Origin of the sequence: Mesorhizobium sp. M8A.F.Ca.ET.165.01.1.1 (genome assembly GCF_004792065.1) — a bacterium.
Taxonomy (GTDB): Bacteria; Pseudomonadota; Alphaproteobacteria; order Rhizobiales; family Rhizobiaceae; genus Mesorhizobium.
On record NZ_SRTH01000009.1, the window covers coordinates 83,085 to 102,822 of the forward strand.

The following is a 19,738-nucleotide window of genomic DNA, read 5'->3' on the forward strand; positions in this document are numbered from 1 at the left end:
TCTTTGTGTTTCAAAGCAGTTCGGGAACGTAGCGCGGGGCGGCGGTCAGGCCGCCATCGACGCGCAGGTCGGTGCCGGTGGTGAAGCCGGCTGCATCGGAGGCGAGATAGACGGCGGCTTCGGCAACCTCGGACGGCTCGCCTATGCGGCCGAGCGGATGCATCTTGACCCAGGCCTTGGCGAGGTTGCCGCCGATCTCCTTGATCAGTTTGTCGTTCATCGGCGTGTTGATGGTGCCCGGCGAGATCGAATTGACGCGGATGTTCATCGGGCCGAACTCGACCGCCATCTGGCGCGTCATCGCCATCACCGCGCCCTTGGCGCCGGCATAGGCGGTCCAGCCATCCAGCCCGATATGGCCCTGGGCCGAGGCCATGTTGATGATCGAGCCTGATTTCTGCGCGATCATGTGCGGCAGCGCGTGTTTGCAGCCGCGAAACACGCTGGTCAGGTTGACCGACATCAGCCGGTGCCATTGTTCGTCGGTCATCTCATGCACCGGCATGCCGCCAATGGCGATGGCGGCATTGTTGACCAGAATGTCGAGGTGCCCGGTCTTCTTGACGGCACTGTCGATGAGCCCCGAGATATCGGCCTCCTGCGACACATCGCAATGCACATAATCGGCACGGCGGCCGGCCGCGCGCAGCGCGGCGGCGAAATCCTCGCCTGCTTTGTCGGCGATGTCACCGATGAAGACATGCGCGCCTTCGCGCGCCATCGCCTCGGCAATCGCGTGGCCTATGCCGTCGGCCGCACCAGTGATGACGGCGGTTTTTGCTTCGAGACGAGCCATGTCAGCCTCCGTTCGCACGCCGGCGCTTCGCCTCGTCGAAGGCGACCGCGGCGATGATGATCATGCCGGTGATGACCAGCTGCCACTCGGTCGGCAGACCAAGCCCGCGCAGGCCATTGGACAGAAACTGGAGGATCAGCACGCCGAGCGCCATGCCGGTCAGGCTGCCGATGCCGCCGGCGAGGCTGACCCCGCCGAGCACCGTTGCCGCGACGACCTGGAATTCGAAATTGAGTCCGGCCGTGTGCTGCGCCGAGCCGACGCGCGCCGCCAGGATGATGCCGGCAACCGTCGCCAACAGCGAACTGATGATGAAGCAGATGAACTTCACCCGCCGGACATCATAGCCGGCAAGGCGCGCGACTTCCTGATTGCCGCCGACGGCATAGATCTGCCGCCCGAACGGCCGGTGCTGCATCATGTAGCCGAAGGCGGCGAGCAGGACGATCGCGATGACCGCCGAATACGGGATGATGTTGAACAGGCGGCCATCCGAGAGCGCGATGAAGCTGTCGAGGCTGGCATTGTCCGGGATCGCGCGCTGGCCGGTGTAGAGATAGACGCCGCCGCGCATGATGAACATCGTTCCCAAGGTCACGATCAGCGAGTTGATGCCGGCATAGGCGGTGAGATAGCCGTTCACCACACCGATGATCAGGCCGAACAGCAGTGCTGCGCTGACGCCGAGCAGCAGCGAGTTGGTGTCGTTCATGATGATGATCAGCGGCAACGCGATGGTCGCGAGCAGCGATCCGATCGAGATATCGACCTCACCGGAGATGAAGACGATGGCGCAGCCGATGCCGGCGGTGAGCGCGAGCGAAGCCTGGCCGAGCACGTTGGTCATGTTGCGCACGGAGAAGAAATTCTCGACCGTGACGGAAAAGAAGACCAGTACCAGGATGAGGCAGACGAACAATGCCAGTTCCTGCCGGGCAAAGAGCCGCGCCAGCAGGGAGGGCTGGGCTTTTGCGGAAGCTATATTGGCAAGGCTCATGGTCTTATCCGATCGCCGCATTGAGGATCTTTTCCTGCGTGGCTTCATCGCGCGACATGATCGCGGTCAGACGGCCCTCGCACATCACGGCGATCCGGTCGGCGAGACCGAGCAGCTCCGGCATTTCCGATGTCATCATGACGACCGCCAGGCCTTCGCCGGCGAGCCGGTCGATCAGCGCGAAGATCTCCGACTTGGCGCCGACATCGATGCCGCGCGTCGGCTCGTCGACGACGATCACCTTCAGGCCTCGCATCAGCCAGCGCGAGATCAGCACCTTCTGCTGATTGCCGCCCGACAGGTTCTTCACCTGCTGGAACAGGCTGGGGGTCTTGATGCGGAAGCGGTCGACATAGTCCTGCACCGCCCGGTGCTCCTTCGCCGTATCGATTAAGCCCATGCGTGCGAAGGCGCCAAGCGAGGCGAGGCTGGCATTCTGGTAGACGGGCAGCTCGCCCATCAGCCCTTCGCTCTTGCGATCCTCGGTGAGCAGGCCGATGCCGAGCCTGACACCGGTGCGCGTGTCATGTGGCGTGAGGCGCTGACCGTCGACGCTGATCGTGCCCGCGGTGATCGGATCGTAGCCGACGATCGCCTTGGCGAGTTCGGTGCGGCCCGCGCCCATCAAGCCGAAGAAGCCGAGCACCTCGCCGGCGCGTGCCTCGAAAGACACCTCGTCGAGCTTCCTCGCCGTGCTGAGCTTCTCCACCGACAAGGCAACCTTGCCGCCTGCCGCGCCGCGCTGGCGCGGAAACAGATTGTCGATGCGACGTCCGATCATGTCCTGGATCAGCGTGTCGTTGCTGTGCTCGCCGATCGGTTTGGTCGAGATGTGGCGCCCGTCGCGCAGCACCGTCACCGTGTCGGCGATCTCGAACACCTCGTCGAGCTTGTGGCTGACATAGACCACCGCGATGCCGAGGCTGGCCAGCCGTCGGATGACGGTGAACAGCAGCGAGACCTCGTTCGGCGTCAGCGAGGACGTCGGCTCGTCCATCACCACGACGCGGGCCTCATGAGCGAGCGCGCGGGCGATTTCGACCATCTGCTGCTGGCTGACCGGAAGCGAACCCGTGCGCGCAGCCGGATCGACATTGAAACCGATACGGTTGAACAGGGCGGCTGAATCGGCGCGGATTTTCTTCCAGTCGATCGAGCCCGCCCGGCCGGTCGGGTAGCCCTCGAGGAAGATGTTCTCAGCAACCGTGAATTCGGAGATCAACGCAATCTCCTGGAAGACGACCTTGATGCCCTCTTTCAGGCTGTCGCGCGGCGACTGGATATCGACCTCGCGTCCGCGCATGCGAATGGTACCGGCATCCTTGCCGTAGACGCCGGCCATGATCTTGATCAGCGTCGACTTGCCGGCGCCGTTCTCGCCCATCAGGGCATGGATCTTGCCGGGCTTCAGGGTGAAGTCGACATTGTCGAGCGCCACGACACCCGGGAAGCGCTTGTCGATGCCGCGCAATTCCAGTGCCGGCACATCGGTATCGATGGCCGCGCCCTCGCCGGGGTGCAGAAAATCAACGGACATTGGCTCTGTTCCGGATGATGTCGAGATAGGTGGCCAGGATGATGACGACGCCCGGCACCACCATCTGCAGATCCTGGTTCCAGCCGAGGATGATGATGCCGTTGTCGATCACCTTCAGCACCAGCACGCCGAGCAAGGTGCCGAACAGCGAGCCGCGCCCGCCGAGCAGGCTGGTGCCGCCGAGGATGACGGCGGCGATGACGGTCAGTTCGAAACCACGGCCGGCGGTCGGCTGGCCAGCATTCATCAGCGACGAAAGGATCATGCCGGCAACGCCGACGCATAGGCCGGTGACGACGAAGGCAAACAGCTTGAGGCGTTCGGAACGTACGCCGGACAGGCGCACCGCCTTTTCATTGGCGCCCACCGCGTAGAGGTAGCGGCCGAGCGTGGTGAAGCGCAGCGTGACATAGGCGACCACGAAGATCAGCGCGGCCAGGATGACAGGCACAGGCACAGGCCCGACATAGCCGGCGCCGAGGTCGGTGAAGCTGGCCAGCTGATTGTGGTTCTGCACCGCCTCGCGCGTGAACAGATAGACGCCGCCCTGCAGCATCATCATCGTGCCGATGGTGGCGATCAGCGAGTTCACTCTCAGCCTGGTGACGACCAGGCCGTTGAACAGTCCGACCCCGCCGGCAAAGGCGAGCGCCGCCAGCATGCCGAGCGCCAGGCTGTGGGTGGAATTCAGCACCGCCATGCCGATGCAGCCGACGAAAGCGAGCGAGGCGCCGACCGACAGGTCGACCTCGGCGGTGATGATGAGCATGGTCATGCCCGAGGCAACGACCAGCACCAGCGCGCATTGGCGCAGGATGGCGATGATGTTGGCTTCCGAATGGAATTGCGGCGCCGCGATCGAGATGGCGATGCACAGCACAGCCAGGATGACGCCCAGCACGAGCTGGCTGCTGCCCAGCAGCTGGCCGCCGATGAAACGCTTCGGTGCGGAGGCGTGTGTAAGCTCGCTCATTTCAGTCCATTCCAGACCACTTGCCTGACACTGCCCTTCCCGCGTCAGGGAAGGGCAGCGTCATCAGGCTTATTGCTTCAGGTCGGCGGAGGTCTTCATGCACTTTGCCGGCGGCTGGAGCGCGTTGACGGCATCCCATTTGATGGTGCGGGTGGTGCCGTCATAATCATAGTACTTCTTCCAGTCGTCGCCGTTCATAGGCGCCGTCGGGCTGACGATGTGCTCGGGCACTTCCTCGTTGTTGAAGAGCTTGACCGCCGCGTCGATGGCGGTGAACCCTTCCTTTTCCGGGAACATCGCGGCCTCGATGCGGTACGATGGTTCGTTCTGCATGGCGTTGATGAAGGCGAGGCCCTCGCCGCCGGTGCCGACCGTCAACAGGCCGTCTTGCGACTTGCCTGCCGCCTTCCAGGCTTGCAGGCCGCCAAGCGAGGACGAGTCGTTGATGCCGTAGATGATGTTGATGTCGGCATTCTTGGCGAGCGCCGCCGAGGAGACTTCGAGCGCACGGTCAGGGTTGCCGCCGCCGTCGAGGTCGTGGACCATGACCGCATCAGGAATGACGGTCTTCAGCCCGTCCATGAAGCCGTGCGAGCGCAGCACCGTGGCCGACAGCAGCGGCAGGCCGACATTCATCACCTTGGCAGTGCCGCCAAGCTTTTCCTTGGCGTATTTGCCGGCTTCTACCCCGGACATGTAGCCCGTATCGTAGTCGCAGATGGCGACCATCGTGGTCATGCCCTTGACCGGGTTGCCTTCCAGCACCACCGGGACGTTGGCGGCCTTGGCCTGTCGCAACAGCGGCACCACGCCTTCCTCGTTGACCGGGGTGATGATCAGCACGTCGACGCCCTTGGCGATGAAGTCTTCGGCCGCGGCGACCTGCTTGGCGATGTCGAGATTGGCGTCCTGCACCTCGACTTCGATGCCGAGTTCCTTGCCGTGAGCCTTCATGCCCTTGATGACGTTCTGATACCACTCATGGGTGGCGTAGTTGGTGACGTAGCCGATGCGCTTGGGCATGTTCTCGGCATGCGCGGTGGCGGCGCCGAGCGCCAGCATGGCGGCTGACGCAAACAGGATTGACTTGGACCAGAGCATTTTCTTCTCCCAGATTTATCGCTTTTGTTAGTCGCTGAACGGGTAGTCCCGCCGTTCCGGGTCGGCACGTAAAGAAGAGGCGGCGTCGGACCAGCCGAGTGCCGCCGATATCTTTTCGGCGGCGGCCTGGGTGCGTTCGAAAACGGCTTCGCGGCCGAACCGCGCCGCCTTTTGCGGCAGCAGCGGAACGGTGAGCGCGGCGATGACGGCACCGGTGTGGTCGCGCACCGGCATCGAGATGTTGGTGCAGCCTTCGACGGCCAGCGAGGCGCGCATCTCGTAGCCGAGCCTCGCGACCTCGTTCAGCCGCGCCTCGATTTCAGCCCGACTGCCCTGACCTTCGCCGGCGGCCACGATGCGCTCGACGATCCGGTCGCGCTCGGCCCGGTTCGAATGGGCAAGCAGCACGGCGCCCGAACTGGTTTCGAGGATCGGGAAATGCGACCCCAGCGCCACCGAGTAACGCATCGGCAGCGGGGAATCGATCTGCAGCACCACCAGCGCGTTTTGTCCTTCGCGCACCACCAAGTGGCAGCTTTGGTCGGCATTGGCGGTCAGTTCGCGCATTGCCGGCAGTGCGCATTCGACCAGCCGGTTTACCGGCGGATGCATATGCGCCAGTTCGAACAGCTTCAGCGACAGACGGAAACGGTCCGACTGGGTGCGGAAGATGTAGCCGCGCTTCTCCAGGAGAAGCAGAATGCGGTAGATCTCGTGGATGGAGCGTCCCAAGCCGGCCGCGATCTCGGTCTGGGTCAGCGTCTCGGCACTCGAGGCCATGAACTCCAGAACGTCGAGCGCCTTGTCCACCGCCGGTACGCGATAGCCGTTGCGGCCGGCTTCGCCGTCGTCGAGTGTATCGGCAACGCTGGCGGCCATCACGCAATGCTCCCTTCCGGTTGCCTGGTTTCGCGGTAGAGGCGATTGACGAGGTCAGTAAGGTCGGCCGCCGATACCTCGCCGGCGATGGCGGCCGCCGCATACGGCGCGCATTCGCGGAAGAAGGCGATGAAGCCCGGATGCGTCGGACGCAGATAGGACGACGTGATCGTCCGAAGCGTGGCGCTGAAGAAACCGCCTGAAAGCCCGTTGACCTCAGCGTCCTTCCAGGCGGCGAGCGATCCTGGCTGTCCGCCCGCTTTCACATAGTCGCCGCGCTGGTAGTCTGGCGAACACAGGAAGAGTGCGTAGTCGATCGCGGCCTGTTTGTGTTTCGACTGGGCGCTGACGCCGATGCCGGCGCCGCCGAGCAAGGCGCCGGCGGAGCCCGGGGTCGGCACGTCGGCAAAGCGCAGATATGGCCCGTCGGTTTTCGCCGCGTAATTCACATAGCCGAAGGCGAACGGCACATAGACCACGTCGTCATGCGCGATCATGTGGTCATAGCAGCGGATCGGGTTCCATTTCGACGAGTCCGGATGCGAAAGCGCCGCCAGCTCTCGCAACTGCGCGATGGCCTGCTCGACCCTTTGCCTGGCGATGAATTGCTCACCGGCCTCCTGCGGACGGCCGAGCGTCAGAAGCATGCACATGGCATCCGTCGGGACCGAGGGCAGACCGAGCCATTTGCCGTCCTTGCGCGCAAGCCGGCCGAGTTCCAGCACCTCGTCATGCGTGCGCGGCACCGGCCCGTAGCGCTCCAGCAGGTCAGGGCGATAGGACGCGACCTGGCAGGCGGCATCGATCGGCAGTGCCCATTGACGTCCGTTCCTTTCGTAGGAGCGCCATGATGCGCCGACCGAATCCTGCTCGAAGAAGCGCATCTGCTCCGCCGACAGACACGCGTCGAACGGCACCATCAATTCATCCTGCGCGATGTCGCCGATGAAGGGATGGTCGAAAACGACGAGGTCGTAGGTGCCGAGCACCGGACTGAGCGCGCCCTCGCCGAATTCATACAGGCTGCGGCGGTCCCATTCGATTTCGAGGCCGGTATTGCCAGCGCAATAGGGCGCGACGCTGGCGTCCAGCGGACCCCAGCAACGTCGATGATCCCACGCAAGACCGCGCAGCCTTGTCATTTCAGGCAATTCCTCCCTGGAGCCGGGCATGACTGCCCGGTCCGCCGACTAGTAGCAGGTATTTTCACATAGACAAGTAACTTTTACATATGCAAACGACAGTTCGCCTTCCGATGGCCTCAGGCCAGGCCGAACCGCTCGACGGCGCGCATGATGCCGCGCAGCTCGGCGAGGCCCTTCAGCCGCCCGATCAGCGAGTAGCCGGGATTGATCTTTTTCTTGCCGATGTCGTCGGCGAGCAGATGGCCATGATCCGGACGCATCGGGATTCGCCAGTCGGCGCGACCTTGTGCGCGGCGGCGCGCCTCTTCCTGCATCAAAGCGAGGATGACATGCGCCATGTCGGTGCCACCCTCGAGATGCTCGGCCTCATAGAACGAGCCGTCGTCCTCGATGGTGATGTTGCGCAGATGGACGAAATGGATGCGGTCGGCGAATTCCTTGACCATGGCGACGATGTCGTTGTCGGCGCGCGTGCCGTAGGAACCAGTGCAGAAGGTCAAGCCATTGGCGGGGCTGTCGACAGCGTTGAGGATGAAACGCGCATCCTCGGCCGTCGAAACGACGCGCGGCAGGCCATAGAGCGAGAATGGCGGATCGTCGGGGTGGATGCACATGCGCACCCCCGCCTCTTCAGCCGCCGGAATGATCTCGCGCAGGAACCAGGCGAGGTTGTCGCGCAGTTCCTTCGGCCCGATCGCATCGTATTCCGCCAGGGCCTCGCGGAAACTGTCCCTGTTATAGCTGCGCTCCGTTGCCGGCAGGCCGGCGATCAGGTTGCGCTCGATCTGATCGATCTGCTCCGGCGTCAGCGCCTTCAGGCGTTGCTCGGCCTCGGCGATACGCGCCGGCGTGTAGCTTGCCGCGCCATTCTTGCGCTGCAGGACAAAGAGATCATAGGCGGCAAAGTCGATGGCGTCGAAACGCAAGGCGTAGCCCGTCGTCGGCAGCCGGTAGGCCAGATCGGTGCGGGTCCAGTCGACCACCGGCATGAAATTGTAGCAGATCGTCGCGATGCCGGCCTTGGCGAGCGCGCGGATGCTGTCGCGATAATAGCCGGCATAGCGCTCGCGCTCCGGCGCGCCGATCTTGAACGAATTGTGGACCGGGATGCTCTCGACAACCGACCAGGTCAGCCCAGCGGCCTCGATGATGCGCTTGCGCTCGAGCACATCGGCCTCGGGCCAGGCCCTGCCGTCATAAATCTGGTGGAGCGCCGAAACCACGCCGGTGGCGCCAGCCTGTTTGACATGCTCGAGCGTCACCGGATCATCGGGACCGTACCAGCGCCAACACTGTTCCATGAAGTCTCCTCACTGTTTGGCGGCGACCATATTGTTGGACCACCATCCTGTCAACAGAACCTTTATTGCCGCTCAAGGTTGATTTTTGATCGACAGAACTCTAATCTGGTCCAACAAATTGCAAGGAATTAGCTGTTGGAACAGGCGAGCCGCGAGCCGATGGAAGCGTCTGAAGAAGCAGGAATCAGCAGTTCGGCCGTCGACCAGACGGTGCGGCAGATCCTCGACCTCATTCGCAATCGGGCCTTGTCCGTCGGCGACGTCCTGCCTACGGAACGGGAGCTCGGCGAATTGTTCGGCGCCAGCCGCAACACGATTCGCGAGGCGCTGCGCACCATCCGCACCTATGGCCTGATCGACCCCAAGCCGCGTGTCGGCGCGGTGCTGGCCGACAGGCAGAGCGTCGCGATCCAGAATTTCTTTGCCGCGCAAATGGACATATCGAAGACGTCCTTTCACGACATACAGGGATTTCGCCGCATCATCGAGGTGAGCGTCGGCGATCACATCATCCTCAATGCCGGCATCGCCGAACTCGACGCCCTGGACGAGATCAACAGCCTGATCGAGGCCGCCCGGGATGTCCAGGAGGCGGCACAGCGCGATTTCGATTTCCACATGGCGCTGATGAAGCTCGCCGGCAACCGCATGCTGGTGCAGACCTACCAGTTCCTGTCGCCTGTCATCCTGCACATCATGACCGTCGGCAAATCCATCCGGCCGGTGCTGAGTGAAACACGCCGCGCCCATGGCGAGATCATCGCGGCGCTGCGCGCCCGCGACCGCATCGCCTACAGCTATCTGATGAGCCGGCACCTGGATTTCGGCCTGCGCTTCGTTCCCGACGATCTCGAAAATGCCCGAACCGCGCCGGCGACACCGTCGCCCGACAAGACACCTTCCAAGGAATTGCCCCATGCTTGATTTTGAGAACAAGGTCGCGCTGATCACCGGCACGACCGGAATCGCGCTCGCCACCGCGAAGCGGCTGGCGCAAGGCGGTGCCGCGATCGTCGCCTGCGGCATCGACCGAGCGGCCAATGCCGCCATGCAGGAGAGCCTCGCCAAGGCCGGGGCGAGCGCTTTGGTGCAAACCGTGGACGTCTCCGTTGCCGACGAGGTGCGCGAGGCGGTCGCGGCCGGCGTCGCGAAATTCGGCGGCATCGATGTCATCGTCAATTCGGCGGCGGTGCATCCCTATGGAACGGCAACGACGACCGACTGGGAAACCTGGAACCGGGCGATGACGGTCAATGTCGGCTCGATCTACCTGACCGCGCATTTCGGCATCCCGGAAATGGTCAAGCGCGGCGGCGGCGCCATCGTCAACGTCGCTTCGGTGCAGGGCTTTGCCTGCCAGCAGAATGTCGCCGCCTACGCCACGACCAAGGGCGCCATCCACACGCTGACGCGGTCGCTGGCGCTCGATTACGCCGCATCGGGCATAAGGGTGAATTCGGTCAGCCCGGGTTCGATCCGCACACCGATCCTGGAGAAGGCCGCTCGTGGCGACGGCGGCAGCGACGCCGACGTCGAAGAGGCCTACAGACGGTTCGGCGCGGCCCATCCGCTCGGCCGCATCGGCGAGCCGGAAGAGGTGGCCGAGCTCATCGCTTTCCTGTGCTCATCCAAGGCGGGCTTCTGCACCGGCGCGGACTATAAGATCGACGGCGGCCTCACCGCCGGCATCGGTGTGAAGTAGAGCCATGAAGATCGGTCTTGGGCTTTACCGGGAATCTCTGACAACGGACAATTTCCGCTTCGCCCGCCAGGCGGGCGCCACGCACATCGTTGCCCACCTCACCAACTATTTTCGCGGCCGCGACCCTTCGCTGTCCGCCGGCAGCGAGACAGAAGGCTGGGGCGACTGCTCCGCCGACGAACTCTGGAACCACGAGGACTTCGCCGGCCTGGTGAAGACCGTGCGTGACAATGGCCTGGAAATCGCCGCGATCGAGAATTTCTCGCCGCGCTTCTGGTCCGACATCCTGCTCGGCGGCCCCGACAGGGCAAAGCAGATCGAGGGGCTGAAGCGTCTTGTCCGCGATGCCGGACGCGCGGGCATTCCCTGCATCGGCTATAATTTCTCGATTGCCGGCGTCTGGGGCTGGTCGCGAGGACCGTTCGCGCGTGGCGAGGCGATGTCGGTGGGCTTGGACCTCTCGGCCATCGACCCCGATCTGCCTCTCCCTGACGGAGTCGTCTGGAACATGCGCTACCGCGCCGGACGGCCAGGTTCAGAAACGGTCAAAGTGAGCAGCGAGGAACTTTGGCAGCGGCTGGACATGTTCCTGCGCGAGATCGTGCCCGTGGCCGAAGAGGCCGGCGTCGTGATGGCGGCGCATCCGGACGATCCGCCGGCCGAGGCGCTGCGTGGCGCGGCGCGGCTGGTCAACCGGCCGGAGAAATACGACCGGCTGATGGATATCGTCGATTCGCCGTCCAATGGGCTGGAGCTGTGCCTCGGCTCGCTGCAGGAAATGCCTGGCGCGGACGATATCTACGACCATGTAAGGCGCTTCGCCCGACGCGGCCGCATCGGCTACATCCACTTCCGCAACGTACGCGGCAAGGTGCCCAGATATCACGAGACCTTCGTCGACGACGGCGACATCGACATGGCCGAGATCGTCCGCATCCTGCGCGACGAAAACTTTGGAGGCGTGATGATCCCCGACCATACGCCGGAGATGTCCTGCGACGCGCCCTGGCATGCCGGAAAGGCCTTTGCGCTGGGCTATATGCGCGCGCTGGTGCAGAACGCCGCGGCGCTCGGGCCTTCCGGCACCACCCATTCCACTGACGCTCGGAGGCAAGCCTGATGGCCGGATCTATTCGCCTCTATGGTGACGACGCCGAAATGTATCGCCTGTTCGAGGCCGAACTCTTCGTCGCCGTGGTTGGCGACGTGATGGACACGATCGGGCTGCAGCACCAGTTCCTGCCGCCGGTGTTCAAGCCGGTCGACGACAAGACACGGCTGCTCGGGCGGGCCATGCCGGTGCTTGAGACAGACATCTTCCTGTCCAATGGACCGACGCACAATCCGCTGATGACCAAGCCCTTCGGGCTGATGTTCGAGGCGCTGGACGACCTGAAGCCCGGCGAGATCTACGTCGCCAGCGGCGCCTCGCCCCGCTACGCCCTATGGGGCGAGCTGATGTCAACCCGCGCCAAAATCCTCGGCGCGCATGGCGCGCTGGTCGACGGCTCCGCCCGCGACACGGACGGCATCAAGGCATTGGGATTTCCCTGCTTCTGCACCGGCTACTACGCACAGGATCAAGGCGTGCGCGGTAAGGTCATCGACTACCGGTGCACGCTCGAAATCGGCGGCGTGCGGATCGAGCCGGGGACGCTGCTGTTCGGCGACAAGGAAGGCGTTATCGTCATCCCGCGACAGGCCGAGGAAGACGTGGTGCGGCTGGCCTTGGAAAAAGTGCGTGGCGAAAAGCTCGTCGCCAAGGCGATCCGCGAAGGCATGAGCGCGGTGGAAGCCTACAGGACTTTCGGCATCATGTGATCGGTCCCGAGGGGCTCAGGTCCAGCCGTGGGTGGTGGCATTAACGCATCCAGTTCGGAACAATCTTTTTTGGTCGAAGTTCTCCCCCTTGAAGGGACGAACTCTCCGAAGGAGATTTCCTATGAAACATGTTCTCATGACCAGCGTGCTTGCGATCGGGCTCGGCTGCGGGACGGCGATGGCCCAGACACAGCAGCCCGCCGAGAGCCAATCAGGAGCGGACACAAATTGCGCTTCCGGCACGACCAACTGCCAAAACGGCTCGAAGATGAAGGACCAGGCACAGGGTACCAAGTCCCAGACTGACCAGCAGGCCCAGGGCAAGGCCAAGATGAAGACGGACGAGCAGGCCCAGGGCAAGGCCAAGGTCCAGACGGATCAGCAGGCTCAGGGCAAGGCCGGCGCCACCACGGACCAGCAGGCCCAGGGCAAGGCTAAGGTCCAGACGGATCAGCAGGCTCAGGGCAAGGCGGGCGCCACGACGGACCAGCAGGCCCAGGGCAAGACCAAGGTCCAGACCGATCAACAGGCTCAGGGCAAGGCCTCCACGCAGGACAAGACTTCAACCGCGTCCATCAACAATGTGACGGTCGAACAGAAGACCCAGATCACCCAGGTGTTCAGGGAAACCAAGGTCGAGCCGGCCGCCAGCGTCAATTTCGACGTCTCCGTCGGCATCGAAGTTCCGCGGCACAAGATCAGGCTGCATCGTTTGCCGGCTCGCATCGTCAAGATCGTTCCGGCCTACGAAGCCTACGAGTATTTCGTTCTCGCCGACGGCCGGATCGTCATCGTCGATCCGGATACCTACAAGATCGTGCTGATCCTGACCTAGGAGCAATTCCAGGAAAATTTAACAGCACGACATTGCTCAACCCGCTCCGCCGCACGCGGGTCGGGTTGAGCACTTATGGCGAGATGGATGCGGGCAGCTTCCCCTGCACACCTCAGCGCAGCTCAGGAATTCCGAGACCGCAATGTCCGCAAGGTAATCGAGTAGCGGTGCTCGGCAAGCGGCGGGATGCTGTGCTCCCATTCTGTTCGCGAAGAGCCCGTCATGAGATAGGCCGATCTCGGCTCGACAGTGACGGTCCGGCGCTCCCATCCAGATCCGTTCTCGCGCCGAAGGCGGAAATCGCAGGGCGCCAGCAGCGAGACGCCCGCGACGTCCTCGAAATGAGGCTTGTCGCGGTGCCAGCCGATACCAGCGCCGGGCCGGTATTCATTGATCAAGACCTGGGCGAAGGCGTCGGTGGGCCGGCGCGCAAAGGCCGCGACCTTTTCGCGCAGGGGCAGCAGAAAGTCAGGGATCGGCGGTGCCTCGACGACCTCGCGCCGGTCATAATCGTAGCGAAGGCCAAAACCGACGACACGCCGGTTCGCCAGATGGCCGTGGAAGTCGAAGGCCTTGAAGGGCAGTCCTTCAAGCTGTCGGACAAGTTCGATTTCCTCTTGCGGCGTGATGAGCCCGGGCTGGTAGACGAAGCCCTCCGGCAAAACATCCTGAGCGGCACCGAAGAGATCGTACTGGGCCACACGGCCGGCTGTTTTCGGTTTGAGCGACGACATTGTGCCTAGATGGTGAAGGCCGGACCACAGGGCAAGACGGGAACGGGAACACCGGAGCGGCGTGAAAGTTTAGGAGACGGCGGTTCCGTCGGAGGCCGCCGGACTTGTTCCAGCCTTGGAGTGCCGGATGCCGCGCGTTGAAACCGGGGCCTGCTTTTGCGGTGCGATTGCCGCCGCCATGGACGGTGAGCCTTTCTGGATATGCTACGATCACGATGACGATTGCCGACGGGCGATCGGCAGTCCGCTCACCATATGGGTCGGATATCGGCCGAGTCAGTTCCGCCTTTTGAAGGGAACGCCAAAGGCTTTCTCCAGGACGCCGGGCGTTGTCCGTACTTTCTGTCCCGACTGCGGGAGCTCCATAGGCTATAGCGACGAAGGCCTGCCGGACGAGTTGTATCTGACAATCGGGTTCTTCGACAGACCCGAAGGGCTGCAGCCACATGCCCATGCCTATTGGGACCTGAGGCTGCCTTGGGTCGACTTTGCCGACGAGCTGCCGCACATCGGTCGATATTCGAGGAAGCGCGACGAGAAATTCGGCAATCCACGCGACAGGTAGCACCTTCGGGCGGTACGGAACCGGACCATGCCTGGCGGGTTAATCGGAGGAGCCGTCAGGTGCCACCATGCCGTCGACCGTCATTCGAAGCACGCAATACGATCCCGCGACCAGGACCCTCTCGGTCTGGTTCGTGCCGCACGGCAACCGCTATGACTATGAGGAAGTCTCCCCGGCTACCTATGCGGCGTTCATGAGGGCTTCCTCGAAAGGCCGCTTCTTCAATAAATTCATCAAGGATCGCCACAGCTACCGTCGCGTGGCGTGATACCCCGCCAGCGACCCGTCACGCCTTTTTGTTCTGCCCGGCGGTCACCTCATCCGGCGGCGGTTCCCAACCAAAGACACTGCGGCCGCCAAGCAGATGCGACTGGTCGAATTCGCCGGCGACAATCTCCTTCAGGCTGGGACCGGTGACGTATCGCTCGACCTGCCGCGACTGATCGTCGAGCCGCCTCAATGCGCCGATTTCCTCTTCGCGGCCAAGCCTGGCCTTTTGCACGGCGGACTTCAACACACCGATCGTCTCGTCATAGACCTTGAGCGGAACAGGGAACGGATGCCTGTCCTTGCCGCCATGCGCCAGCGAAAACCGGCCAGGGTCCGAAAACCGGCACGGCGCGCCATGCACCACTTCGGCAACCAGCGCCAATGCGCGCACCGTGCGGGCGCCGACGCCGGGAACCAGGAGAAGCTCGGCGAAATCGGCGGGACCCCGCTCGGCGGCGGCGGCCATGTTGCCGTGAAGGCGATGCATCACGACATCGCTTTCGCGGACGTCATGGTGAGCCGGCATGATCAGATGCGGCAGCAATGGCTGCGCCGGAGCCGGTGCGGCACCGGGTTCCAAGGCGGCGAACTCCCGAATGATGCGGTCAGGCCCGAGATCCTGGAGCAGGTCCAGCTGTCCCTGGCGCGAGGCCTCGGCGCGCCGGTCGGTCAGGTTGACGATCTCGCCCTGGTTGGCGCCTTCAATTGCGGCATGCGGCTGGTCGACGAAACTCTTCAAACCCTCGGACAGCCAATGATAGCGGCGCGCCACCTTGCTGTCGCCGTTCATGCCTTGCTGCACCACCACCCAGTCGCCGTCGTCGGTGACGATGAAGCCATGCAAATAGAGATCGAAACCGTCCTGGACGGCGGCGCTGTCCACCTTGGCGACCAGCCGGCTGGCGGTTGCCAGGCGCGCGCCGTCGAAGCCGATACGCTCGCCGATGGCGGCTAGTTCATGCGGGGTTTTGCGCGAATGTGCGCCACGGCCGCCGCAGACATGAATGCCAAGCTCGCCCGACAGCGGCGTGAGACCGCGTTTCAAGGCGCCGACGACGCTGGTCGTGATGCCGGACGAGTGCCAGTCCATGCCCATGACGGCGCCGAAGGACTGGAACCAGAACGGATGCGCCAGCCGCCGCAGCAATTCATTGCGGCCATAGTGATGGATGATCGCCTCGGACATGACGGCGCCGAGACGCGTCATGCGATCGCCCAGCCATTTCGGCACACGTCCGCCGTGAAGGGGAAGATCAGCACTGCCCGATCGTTGCGCCACGTCCTTGCCTGCTCCGGTGCCCGCGAATCTCAGACAAATAGGTATCCCGGAGCGCACACGGAAGCACTGAATGGTCGCACCCGGCCCGGTCGCGAACGCAAATGCGCTCTGCTATCTCACCACGCGCTTCTCGAGCTTGCGGGCCAGAGTGCGGCGATGCAGGCCAAGCCGGCGCGCCGTTTCGGAGATGTTGAAGCCGGTTTCGACCAGCGTTTCGTGGATGCGCTCCCATTCCAGATTCTTGATCGAGGTGGGCCGGGAGGAGAGCGGTACGGAAACATCGCCCTCGGCCCGGCCGAAGGCGGCTTCGATGTCATCGGTGTTGGCGGGTTTCGCCAGATAATGGCTCGCGCCGAGCTTGATCGCCTCGACAGCCGTGGCGATGCTAGCAAACCCCGTCAGCACGACAATCCTGATCGAAGCATCGCGGGCGCTGAGCAGCTTGACGCACTCCAGTCCGGAGCCGCCGGCTCCAAGCTTGAGGTCGACGACAGCGTAAGCCGGAACAGTTGTTTCGAGGGCGCTAAGCAATGCTTCCCGGTCGTGGCAGACGACGACGTCGTAATCGCGCTTTTCGAAGGAGCGCTTCAGCGTTTTGGCGAAGGTGGCGTCGTCCTCTACGATAAACAGGGATCGATCAGGCCTCACGATCATCTCCATCGGTCAGCGCCGCAAGCGGCAGCGAAAGAGTAACACAGGCGCCCTGTTCCATGTTGCGCGCCGAAAAATCGCCTCCCAGTTTCCGGACCACGTTCATGACGAGGAACAGGCCAAGACCGCCGCCCGGCCGTCCCTTGCTCGACATATAGGGTTGGCCAAGTGCTGCCAGAATACCTTCGTCGAAACCCGGCCCGCGATCGCGCACGGAAATCACCAGCTTGTCGCCCTGCCGCTCGGCGGTGACGCCGACCCAATCCTGCGACGCCTCCTGGGCATTGTCGAACAGGTTGAAGATGACCTGCTTCAGCGCCGTGTCGGATACGATCTGCTCGTCCGGGTCGAAATCGTTTTTGTATTCCAGCTTGAATGGCTGGCGACTGATGCGCCATTCCTCGACCAGATCGTCGAGGAAACCGCGAATGGTCGTGCGTATCGTTCCCTCGCCCCTCGCCTGGCCGGAAGACATCAGGATCCCGGACACGATGCGCTTGCAGCGCTCGATCTGGGCCTGCATCTCGGCCATGTCGGCCGCCAGTTCGCGGTTGCGCGTGAGCGTGCGCATCTGGCGCCAGTCGGACAGGATGACGGATATCGTGGCAAGCGGCGTGCCGAGTTCGTGCGCGGCGCCGGAGGCCAGCAGGCCCATGCGCACGATGTGGTCCTCCTCGGCCGAGCGCTGGCGCAGATCGGCGAGGTAAGCGTCGCGCTCGCGCAGATTGCGGTCGATGCGCGTCATGAAGATCACGATCAGTCCGGCCGCCAGCACGAAGCAGATGAACATGCCCCTGATATGCAGGGACAGGAGATCGCTGCCACCATGATGCGGGATCGCGATCGGCTGGAAGAGGAAGATGAGGAAGACGAAGCAGGCCGACGCAGCCGCCACGAGGATCCAGGTAAACCTTGGCGTCAGCAGTGCCGCGCCAAGCGTGATCTGCAGGAGATAGAGCGATACGAACGGATTGGACGCACCGCCGCTCAGGTAAAGCTGCGTCGTCAGTGCCGCCATGTCGAAGATGAGCGCAACGAAGAGCTGGGTGTTGCTGATGGGCCTGGTGCCGCGCAGGACCAGCAGGCTGAAGATGTTGAGGCCCAGCAGGAAAAGCACCACGCCGGCCATCTCCGCCAGCGGCAGCGGGATATCGAACCAGTATTCCGTCGCCAGAATGGTGAGCACCTGACCCGCCACCGCCAGCCAACGCAGTTGGATGAGCAGGAACAGGTTCTTCCTGTTCGTTGCATCAGGGTGCGATACTGCCCCGTTCTTGCCGGCTAGGGATGCCGCCACCAGGGATTTGTCATGATGAAGCGCTTGCGTGGGGACGCTCATCTCGCGGGTCCTCGCCGTCGGCCGTGGCCGATCATCGGCCTGGCCAGGGCAATGGCGAGCATCGCAGCGAGCGCGAACCAGGTCAAAGCATAGACCAGGTGGCTGTTGCGAAAAGTCACGACGGTCAGTCCGCCGCGCGGCCAGCCCTCCATGCGTGACGCTTCAGCATCGACGAAATAGGGCGCGACATTGGTCGTCAAGCCGTGCGCGGTTGCGATGGCGGCGACGTCTCGCGAATACCAGCGATTGCCCGTGGTGTCGTTCTTGCGCAGGAAGCCGCCGCCGGGTTCGCTCATGCGCAACAGGCCGTCGATGACGGCCGGCGATGTGAAGCCGCCTCTCTCCCGTTCGAACTCAGTCTTGCGCTCCAGGGGAATGAAGCCGCGGTTGACCAGCACGACGAAGCCACGGTCGGTCCGCATCGGCGTCAGCACCCAATAGCCGCCGCCAAGCTCCGTCACCGCCTGCACAAGCGTGTTGGCGCCGCCCTGGTAGCGTCCCGCCAATCGCACATGGCTGTATTCGTAACCGGCCGCGGTGATGCCGTTCCAGCTCTCCGGGCCAGGCGCATCGACAACCGGGGCATGAATGCGTTGGTCGACACGAGCGATCAGGTCGAGCTTCCAGACCCGCCTTTCCAGTTGCCATATGCCGAGCCCGGCAAACACCAGCACGCCGAGGAGCCCGAGCAGTACAAGGACAAGGCGCGACACGGACGACCTGCCGCCGCGCTCTTGCAGGACGGGACGCGGGCCGATGCCTGTTTGTCCGATCGCCTCGATGGTGGTCCTCCCAGAGCCCGCCGGGCTCATGGCATCTCGCGCATGTCGTGCAGCCCGGGCATCATGTTGGCGTTGAGATGGTACATCACCCAGAGCGAACCGGTCAGCACGATGACAACCAGGATCAGCGTGAAGATCAGCGCCAGCATCGACCATCCGCCTTCCGAGGCGGTGTTCATATGCAGGAAGAAGACCATGTGGACCACGATCTGCACGACCGCGAAGGCCATGATGACGATGGCCGTGGCCTGCTTGTCATCGATGACGCCGCTCATGACCAGCCAGAAGGGAATGGCGGTCAGGATCACCGACAAGACGAAGCCGATCAGATAACTCTTGATCGATCCGTGCGCGGCACCGCCATGCGCGTGGCCGTGACCCTCGGCATGATCATGAGCGCTCATCGCAACATCCCCATCAGATAGACGAAGGTAAAGACGCCGATCCAGACGACGTCGAGGAAGTGCCAGAACATGCTGAGGCACATCAGCCGGCGGCGGTTGGCCTCGATGAGACCGTATCTCGCGACCTGGATCATCAGCGTCACCATCCAGACGATACCGAAGGTCACGTGCAGGCCGTGCGTGCCGACGAGCGTGAAGAAGGACGACAGGAAAGCGCTGCGCTGCGGCGTGGCGCCTTCATGGATCATGTGCGCGAATTCGTAGAGTTCGATCGACAGGAAGGCCAGGCCGAACAGCATGGTCACGGCAAGCCAGGCTTGTGTCGCCGCGACGCGCCCCTTGTCCATGGTCAGCATGGCGAAGCCATAGGTGATCGAGGAGAAGAGCAGCATGGCGGTGTTGACCGCCACCAGATCGAGGTCGAACAAATCCTTGGGCGCGGGCCCGGCCGCATAGTTGCCGCCAAGCACGCCATAGGCGGCGAACAGCATCGCGAAGATCAGGCAGTCGCTCATCAGGTAGAGCCAGAAGCCGAGCATGGTGGAGCCGCCTTCGGCGTGCGCATGCTCTTCTTCCAGGTGGAAGACCGGTTCGGTGCCGGCCGTGATTGCCGTCGATGTCATGCTC

General features: G+C 63.4%; 22 protein-coding genes. 7 read left to right on the forward strand and 15 right to left on the reverse strand.

What is annotated here, in order from left to right; genetic code table 11:
• Positions 1–10: 10 nt before the first annotated feature.
• The 8 genes from EN808_RS22615 to uxuA all read right to left on the reverse strand — a co-directional run bounded on the left by EN808_RS22615 (position 11) and on the right by uxuA (position 8,729).
• Positions 11–796, reverse strand: coding sequence for an SDR family oxidoreductase (locus tag EN808_RS22615; RefSeq protein ID WP_127275901.1), 786 nt, complete (start codon positions 794–796; stop codon positions 11–13).
• A gap of 1 nt (position 797) precedes the next feature.
• Positions 798–1,793, reverse strand: coding sequence for an ABC transporter permease (locus tag EN808_RS22620; RefSeq protein WP_135861845.1), 996 nt, complete (start codon positions 1,791–1,793; stop codon positions 798–800).
• Positions 1,794–1,797: 4 nt separating this feature from the next.
• The gene (locus EN808_RS22625; RefSeq protein ID WP_127280804.1) at positions 1,798–3,330 is read right to left on the reverse strand and encodes a sugar ABC transporter ATP-binding protein; all 1,533 of its coding nucleotides are present in this window, start codon (positions 3,328–3,330) and stop codon (positions 1,798–1,800) included.
• Positions 3,320–4,303, reverse strand: coding sequence for an ABC transporter permease (locus EN808_RS22630; RefSeq protein WP_135861849.1), 984 nt, complete (start codon positions 4,301–4,303; stop codon positions 3,320–3,322). The genes EN808_RS22625 and EN808_RS22630 overlap by 11 nt, the downstream gene beginning before the upstream one ends.
• 69 nt (positions 4,304–4,372) lie before the next feature.
• Positions 4,373–5,404 carry a sugar ABC transporter substrate-binding protein gene (locus EN808_RS22635; protein WP_127278950.1) on the reverse strand — a complete coding sequence of 344 codons (1,032 nt, stop codon included), beginning with the start codon at positions 5,402–5,404 and terminating at the stop codon, positions 4,373–4,375.
• Positions 5,405–5,431: 27 nt separating this feature from the next.
• Positions 5,432–6,283, reverse strand: a complete 852-nt coding sequence (locus EN808_RS22640; RefSeq protein WP_135916921.1) for an IclR family transcriptional regulator — start codon at positions 6,281–6,283, stop codon at positions 5,432–5,434.
• Positions 6,283–7,425 carry an extracellular solute-binding protein gene (locus EN808_RS22645; RefSeq protein ID WP_135916922.1) on the reverse strand — a complete coding sequence of 381 codons (1,143 nt, stop codon included), beginning with the start codon at positions 7,423–7,425 and terminating at the stop codon, positions 6,283–6,285. The genes EN808_RS22640 and EN808_RS22645 overlap by 1 nt, the downstream gene beginning before the upstream one ends.
• A 119-nt stretch (positions 7,426–7,544) precedes the next feature.
• Complete coding sequence (gene uxuA / locus EN808_RS22650) at positions 7,545–8,729, reverse strand: mannonate dehydratase (protein WP_135861853.1); 1,185 nt, start codon at positions 8,727–8,729, stop codon at positions 7,545–7,547.
• Between the two features lie 135 nt (positions 8,730–8,864).
• Here uxuA and EN808_RS22655 point away from each other — a divergent pair, with 135 nt between their 5' ends.
• The 5 genes from EN808_RS22655 (at position 8,865) to EN808_RS22675 (ending at position 13,087) form a co-directional block, all read left to right on the forward strand.
• The gene (locus EN808_RS22655; RefSeq protein ID WP_245525116.1) at positions 8,865–9,653 is read left to right on the forward strand and encodes a FadR/GntR family transcriptional regulator; all 789 of its coding nucleotides are present in this window, start codon (positions 8,865–8,867) and stop codon (positions 9,651–9,653) included.
• Positions 9,646–10,431, forward strand: a complete 786-nt coding sequence (locus tag EN808_RS22660; RefSeq protein WP_135916923.1) for an SDR family oxidoreductase — start codon at positions 9,646–9,648, stop codon at positions 10,429–10,431. The genes EN808_RS22655 and EN808_RS22660 overlap by 8 nt, the downstream gene beginning before the upstream one ends.
• A gap of 4 nt (positions 10,432–10,435) precedes the next feature.
• Complete coding sequence (locus EN808_RS22665; protein ID WP_135916924.1) at positions 10,436–11,551, forward strand: mannonate dehydratase; 1,116 nt, start codon at positions 10,436–10,438, stop codon at positions 11,549–11,551.
• Entirely contained in the window at positions 11,551–12,252 is a 702-nt protein-coding gene (locus EN808_RS22670; RefSeq protein ID WP_245525117.1) for an RraA family protein, read from the forward strand. Before EN808_RS22665 ends, EN808_RS22670 begins: the two co-directional genes overlap by 1 nt.
• A 121-nt stretch (positions 12,253–12,373) precedes the next feature.
• Positions 12,374–13,087 carry a DUF1236 domain-containing protein gene (locus EN808_RS22675; protein WP_135916925.1) on the forward strand — a complete coding sequence of 238 codons (714 nt, stop codon included), beginning with the start codon at positions 12,374–12,376 and terminating at the stop codon, positions 13,085–13,087.
• Between the two features lie 122 nt (positions 13,088–13,209).
• Here the strand turns inward: EN808_RS22675 and EN808_RS22680 are convergent, their stop codons facing one another.
• Positions 13,210–13,821, reverse strand: coding sequence for an alpha-ketoglutarate-dependent dioxygenase AlkB (locus tag EN808_RS22680; RefSeq protein ID WP_135916926.1), 612 nt, complete (start codon positions 13,819–13,821; stop codon positions 13,210–13,212).
• Positions 13,822–13,999: 178 nt separating this feature from the next.
• Here EN808_RS22680 and EN808_RS22685 point away from each other — a divergent pair, with 178 nt between their 5' ends.
• Positions 14,000–14,386: a GFA family protein gene (locus tag EN808_RS22685; RefSeq protein ID WP_245511998.1), complete on the forward strand. Its 387-nt coding sequence runs from the start codon at positions 14,000–14,002 to the stop codon at positions 14,384–14,386.
• A 67-nt stretch (positions 14,387–14,453) separates the two neighbouring features.
• Positions 14,454–14,654, forward strand: coding sequence for a KTSC domain-containing protein (locus tag EN808_RS22690; protein ID WP_135906791.1), 201 nt, complete (start codon positions 14,454–14,456; stop codon positions 14,652–14,654).
• Positions 14,655–14,672: 18 nt separating this feature from the next.
• On the opposite strand, the gene EN808_RS22695 is transcribed toward EN808_RS22690, so the two are convergent.
• The 6 genes from EN808_RS22695 to cyoC all read right to left on the reverse strand — a co-directional run bounded on the left by EN808_RS22695 (position 14,673) and on the right by cyoC (position 19,734).
• Entirely contained in the window at positions 14,673–15,935 is a 1,263-nt protein-coding gene (locus EN808_RS22695; protein WP_135916927.1) for a DUF763 domain-containing protein, read from the reverse strand.
• A 111-nt stretch (positions 15,936–16,046) separates the two neighbouring features.
• Positions 16,047–16,583: a response regulator transcription factor gene (locus tag EN808_RS22700; protein ID WP_189343529.1), complete on the reverse strand. Its 537-nt coding sequence runs from the start codon at positions 16,581–16,583 to the stop codon at positions 16,047–16,049.
• A complete protein-coding gene (locus EN808_RS22705; RefSeq protein WP_135916928.1) occupies positions 16,573–17,925 on the reverse strand; it encodes an ATP-binding protein in 1,353 nt (450 codons plus the stop codon). Before EN808_RS22705 ends, EN808_RS22700 begins: the two co-directional genes overlap by 11 nt.
• On the reverse strand, positions 17,922–18,737 hold the full coding sequence (locus EN808_RS22710) for an SURF1 family protein (RefSeq protein ID WP_135916929.1): 816 nt from the start codon (positions 18,735–18,737) through the stop codon (positions 17,922–17,924). The genes EN808_RS22705 and EN808_RS22710 overlap by 4 nt, the downstream gene beginning before the upstream one ends.
• Entirely contained in the window at positions 18,734–19,111 is a 378-nt protein-coding gene (gene cyoD, locus EN808_RS22715; RefSeq protein ID WP_135916930.1) for a cytochrome o ubiquinol oxidase subunit IV, read from the reverse strand. The genes EN808_RS22710 and cyoD overlap by 4 nt, the downstream gene beginning before the upstream one ends.
• Positions 19,108–19,734 carry a cytochrome o ubiquinol oxidase subunit III gene (cyoC, locus tag EN808_RS22720; protein ID WP_135916931.1) on the reverse strand — a complete coding sequence of 209 codons (627 nt, stop codon included), beginning with the start codon at positions 19,732–19,734 and terminating at the stop codon, positions 19,108–19,110. Before cyoC ends, cyoD begins: the two co-directional genes overlap by 4 nt.
• Positions 19,735–19,738: the final 4 nt, after the last annotated feature.

Bases quoted from the DNA above. Each gene is read 5' to 3' on its own strand.
- EN808_RS22615 (WP_127275901.1), bottom strand. From the start codon at position 796: ATGGCTCGTCTCGAAGCAAAAACCGCCGTCATCACTGGTGCGGCCGAC.
- EN808_RS22630 (WP_135861849.1), bottom strand. From the start codon at position 4,303: ATGAGCGAGCTTACACACGCCTCCGCACCGAAGCGTTTCATCGGCGGC.
- uxuA (WP_135861853.1), bottom strand. From the start codon at position 8,729: ATGGAACAGTGTTGGCGCTGGTACGGTCCCGATGATCCGGTGACGCTC.
- EN808_RS22685 (WP_245511998.1), top strand. From the start codon at position 14,000: ATGGACGGTGAGCCTTTCTGGATATGCTACGATCACGATGACGATTGC.
- EN808_RS22665 (WP_135916924.1), top strand. From the start codon at position 10,436: ATGAAGATCGGTCTTGGGCTTTACCGGGAATCTCTGACAACGGACAAT.
- EN808_RS22625 (WP_127280804.1), bottom strand. From the start codon at position 3,330: ATGTCCGTTGATTTTCTGCACCCCGGCGAGGGCGCGGCCATCGATACC.
- EN808_RS22710 (WP_135916929.1), bottom strand. From the start codon at position 18,737: ATGAGCCCGGCGGGCTCTGGGAGGACCACCATCGAGGCGATCGGACAA.
- EN808_RS22690 (WP_135906791.1), top strand. From the start codon at position 14,454: ATGCCGTCGACCGTCATTCGAAGCACGCAATACGATCCCGCGACCAGG.
- EN808_RS22680 (WP_135916926.1), bottom strand. From the start codon at position 13,821: ATGTCGTCGCTCAAACCGAAAACAGCCGGCCGTGTGGCCCAGTACGAT.
- cyoD (WP_135916930.1), bottom strand. From the start codon at position 19,111: ATGAGCGCTCATGATCATGCCGAGGGTCACGGCCACGCGCATGGCGGT.
- EN808_RS22705 (WP_135916928.1), bottom strand. From the start codon at position 17,925: ATGAGCGTCCCCACGCAAGCGCTTCATCATGACAAATCCCTGGTGGCG.
- cyoC (WP_135916931.1), bottom strand. From the start codon at position 19,734: ATGACATCGACGGCAATCACGGCCGGCACCGAACCGGTCTTCCACCTG.
- EN808_RS22620 (WP_135861845.1), bottom strand. From the start codon at position 1,793: ATGAGCCTTGCCAATATAGCTTCCGCAAAAGCCCAGCCCTCCCTGCTG.
- EN808_RS22675 (WP_135916925.1), top strand. From the start codon at position 12,374: ATGAAACATGTTCTCATGACCAGCGTGCTTGCGATCGGGCTCGGCTGC.
- EN808_RS22660 (WP_135916923.1), top strand. From the start codon at position 9,646: ATGCTTGATTTTGAGAACAAGGTCGCGCTGATCACCGGCACGACCGGA.
- EN808_RS22640 (WP_135916921.1), bottom strand. From the start codon at position 6,283: ATGGCCGCCAGCGTTGCCGATACACTCGACGACGGCGAAGCCGGCCGC.
- EN808_RS22635 (WP_127278950.1), bottom strand. From the start codon at position 5,404: ATGCTCTGGTCCAAGTCAATCCTGTTTGCGTCAGCCGCCATGCTGGCG.
- EN808_RS22670 (WP_245525117.1), top strand. From the start codon at position 11,551: ATGGCCGGATCTATTCGCCTCTATGGTGACGACGCCGAAATGTATCGC.
- EN808_RS22645 (WP_135916922.1), bottom strand. From the start codon at position 7,425: ATGACAAGGCTGCGCGGTCTTGCGTGGGATCATCGACGTTGCTGGGGT.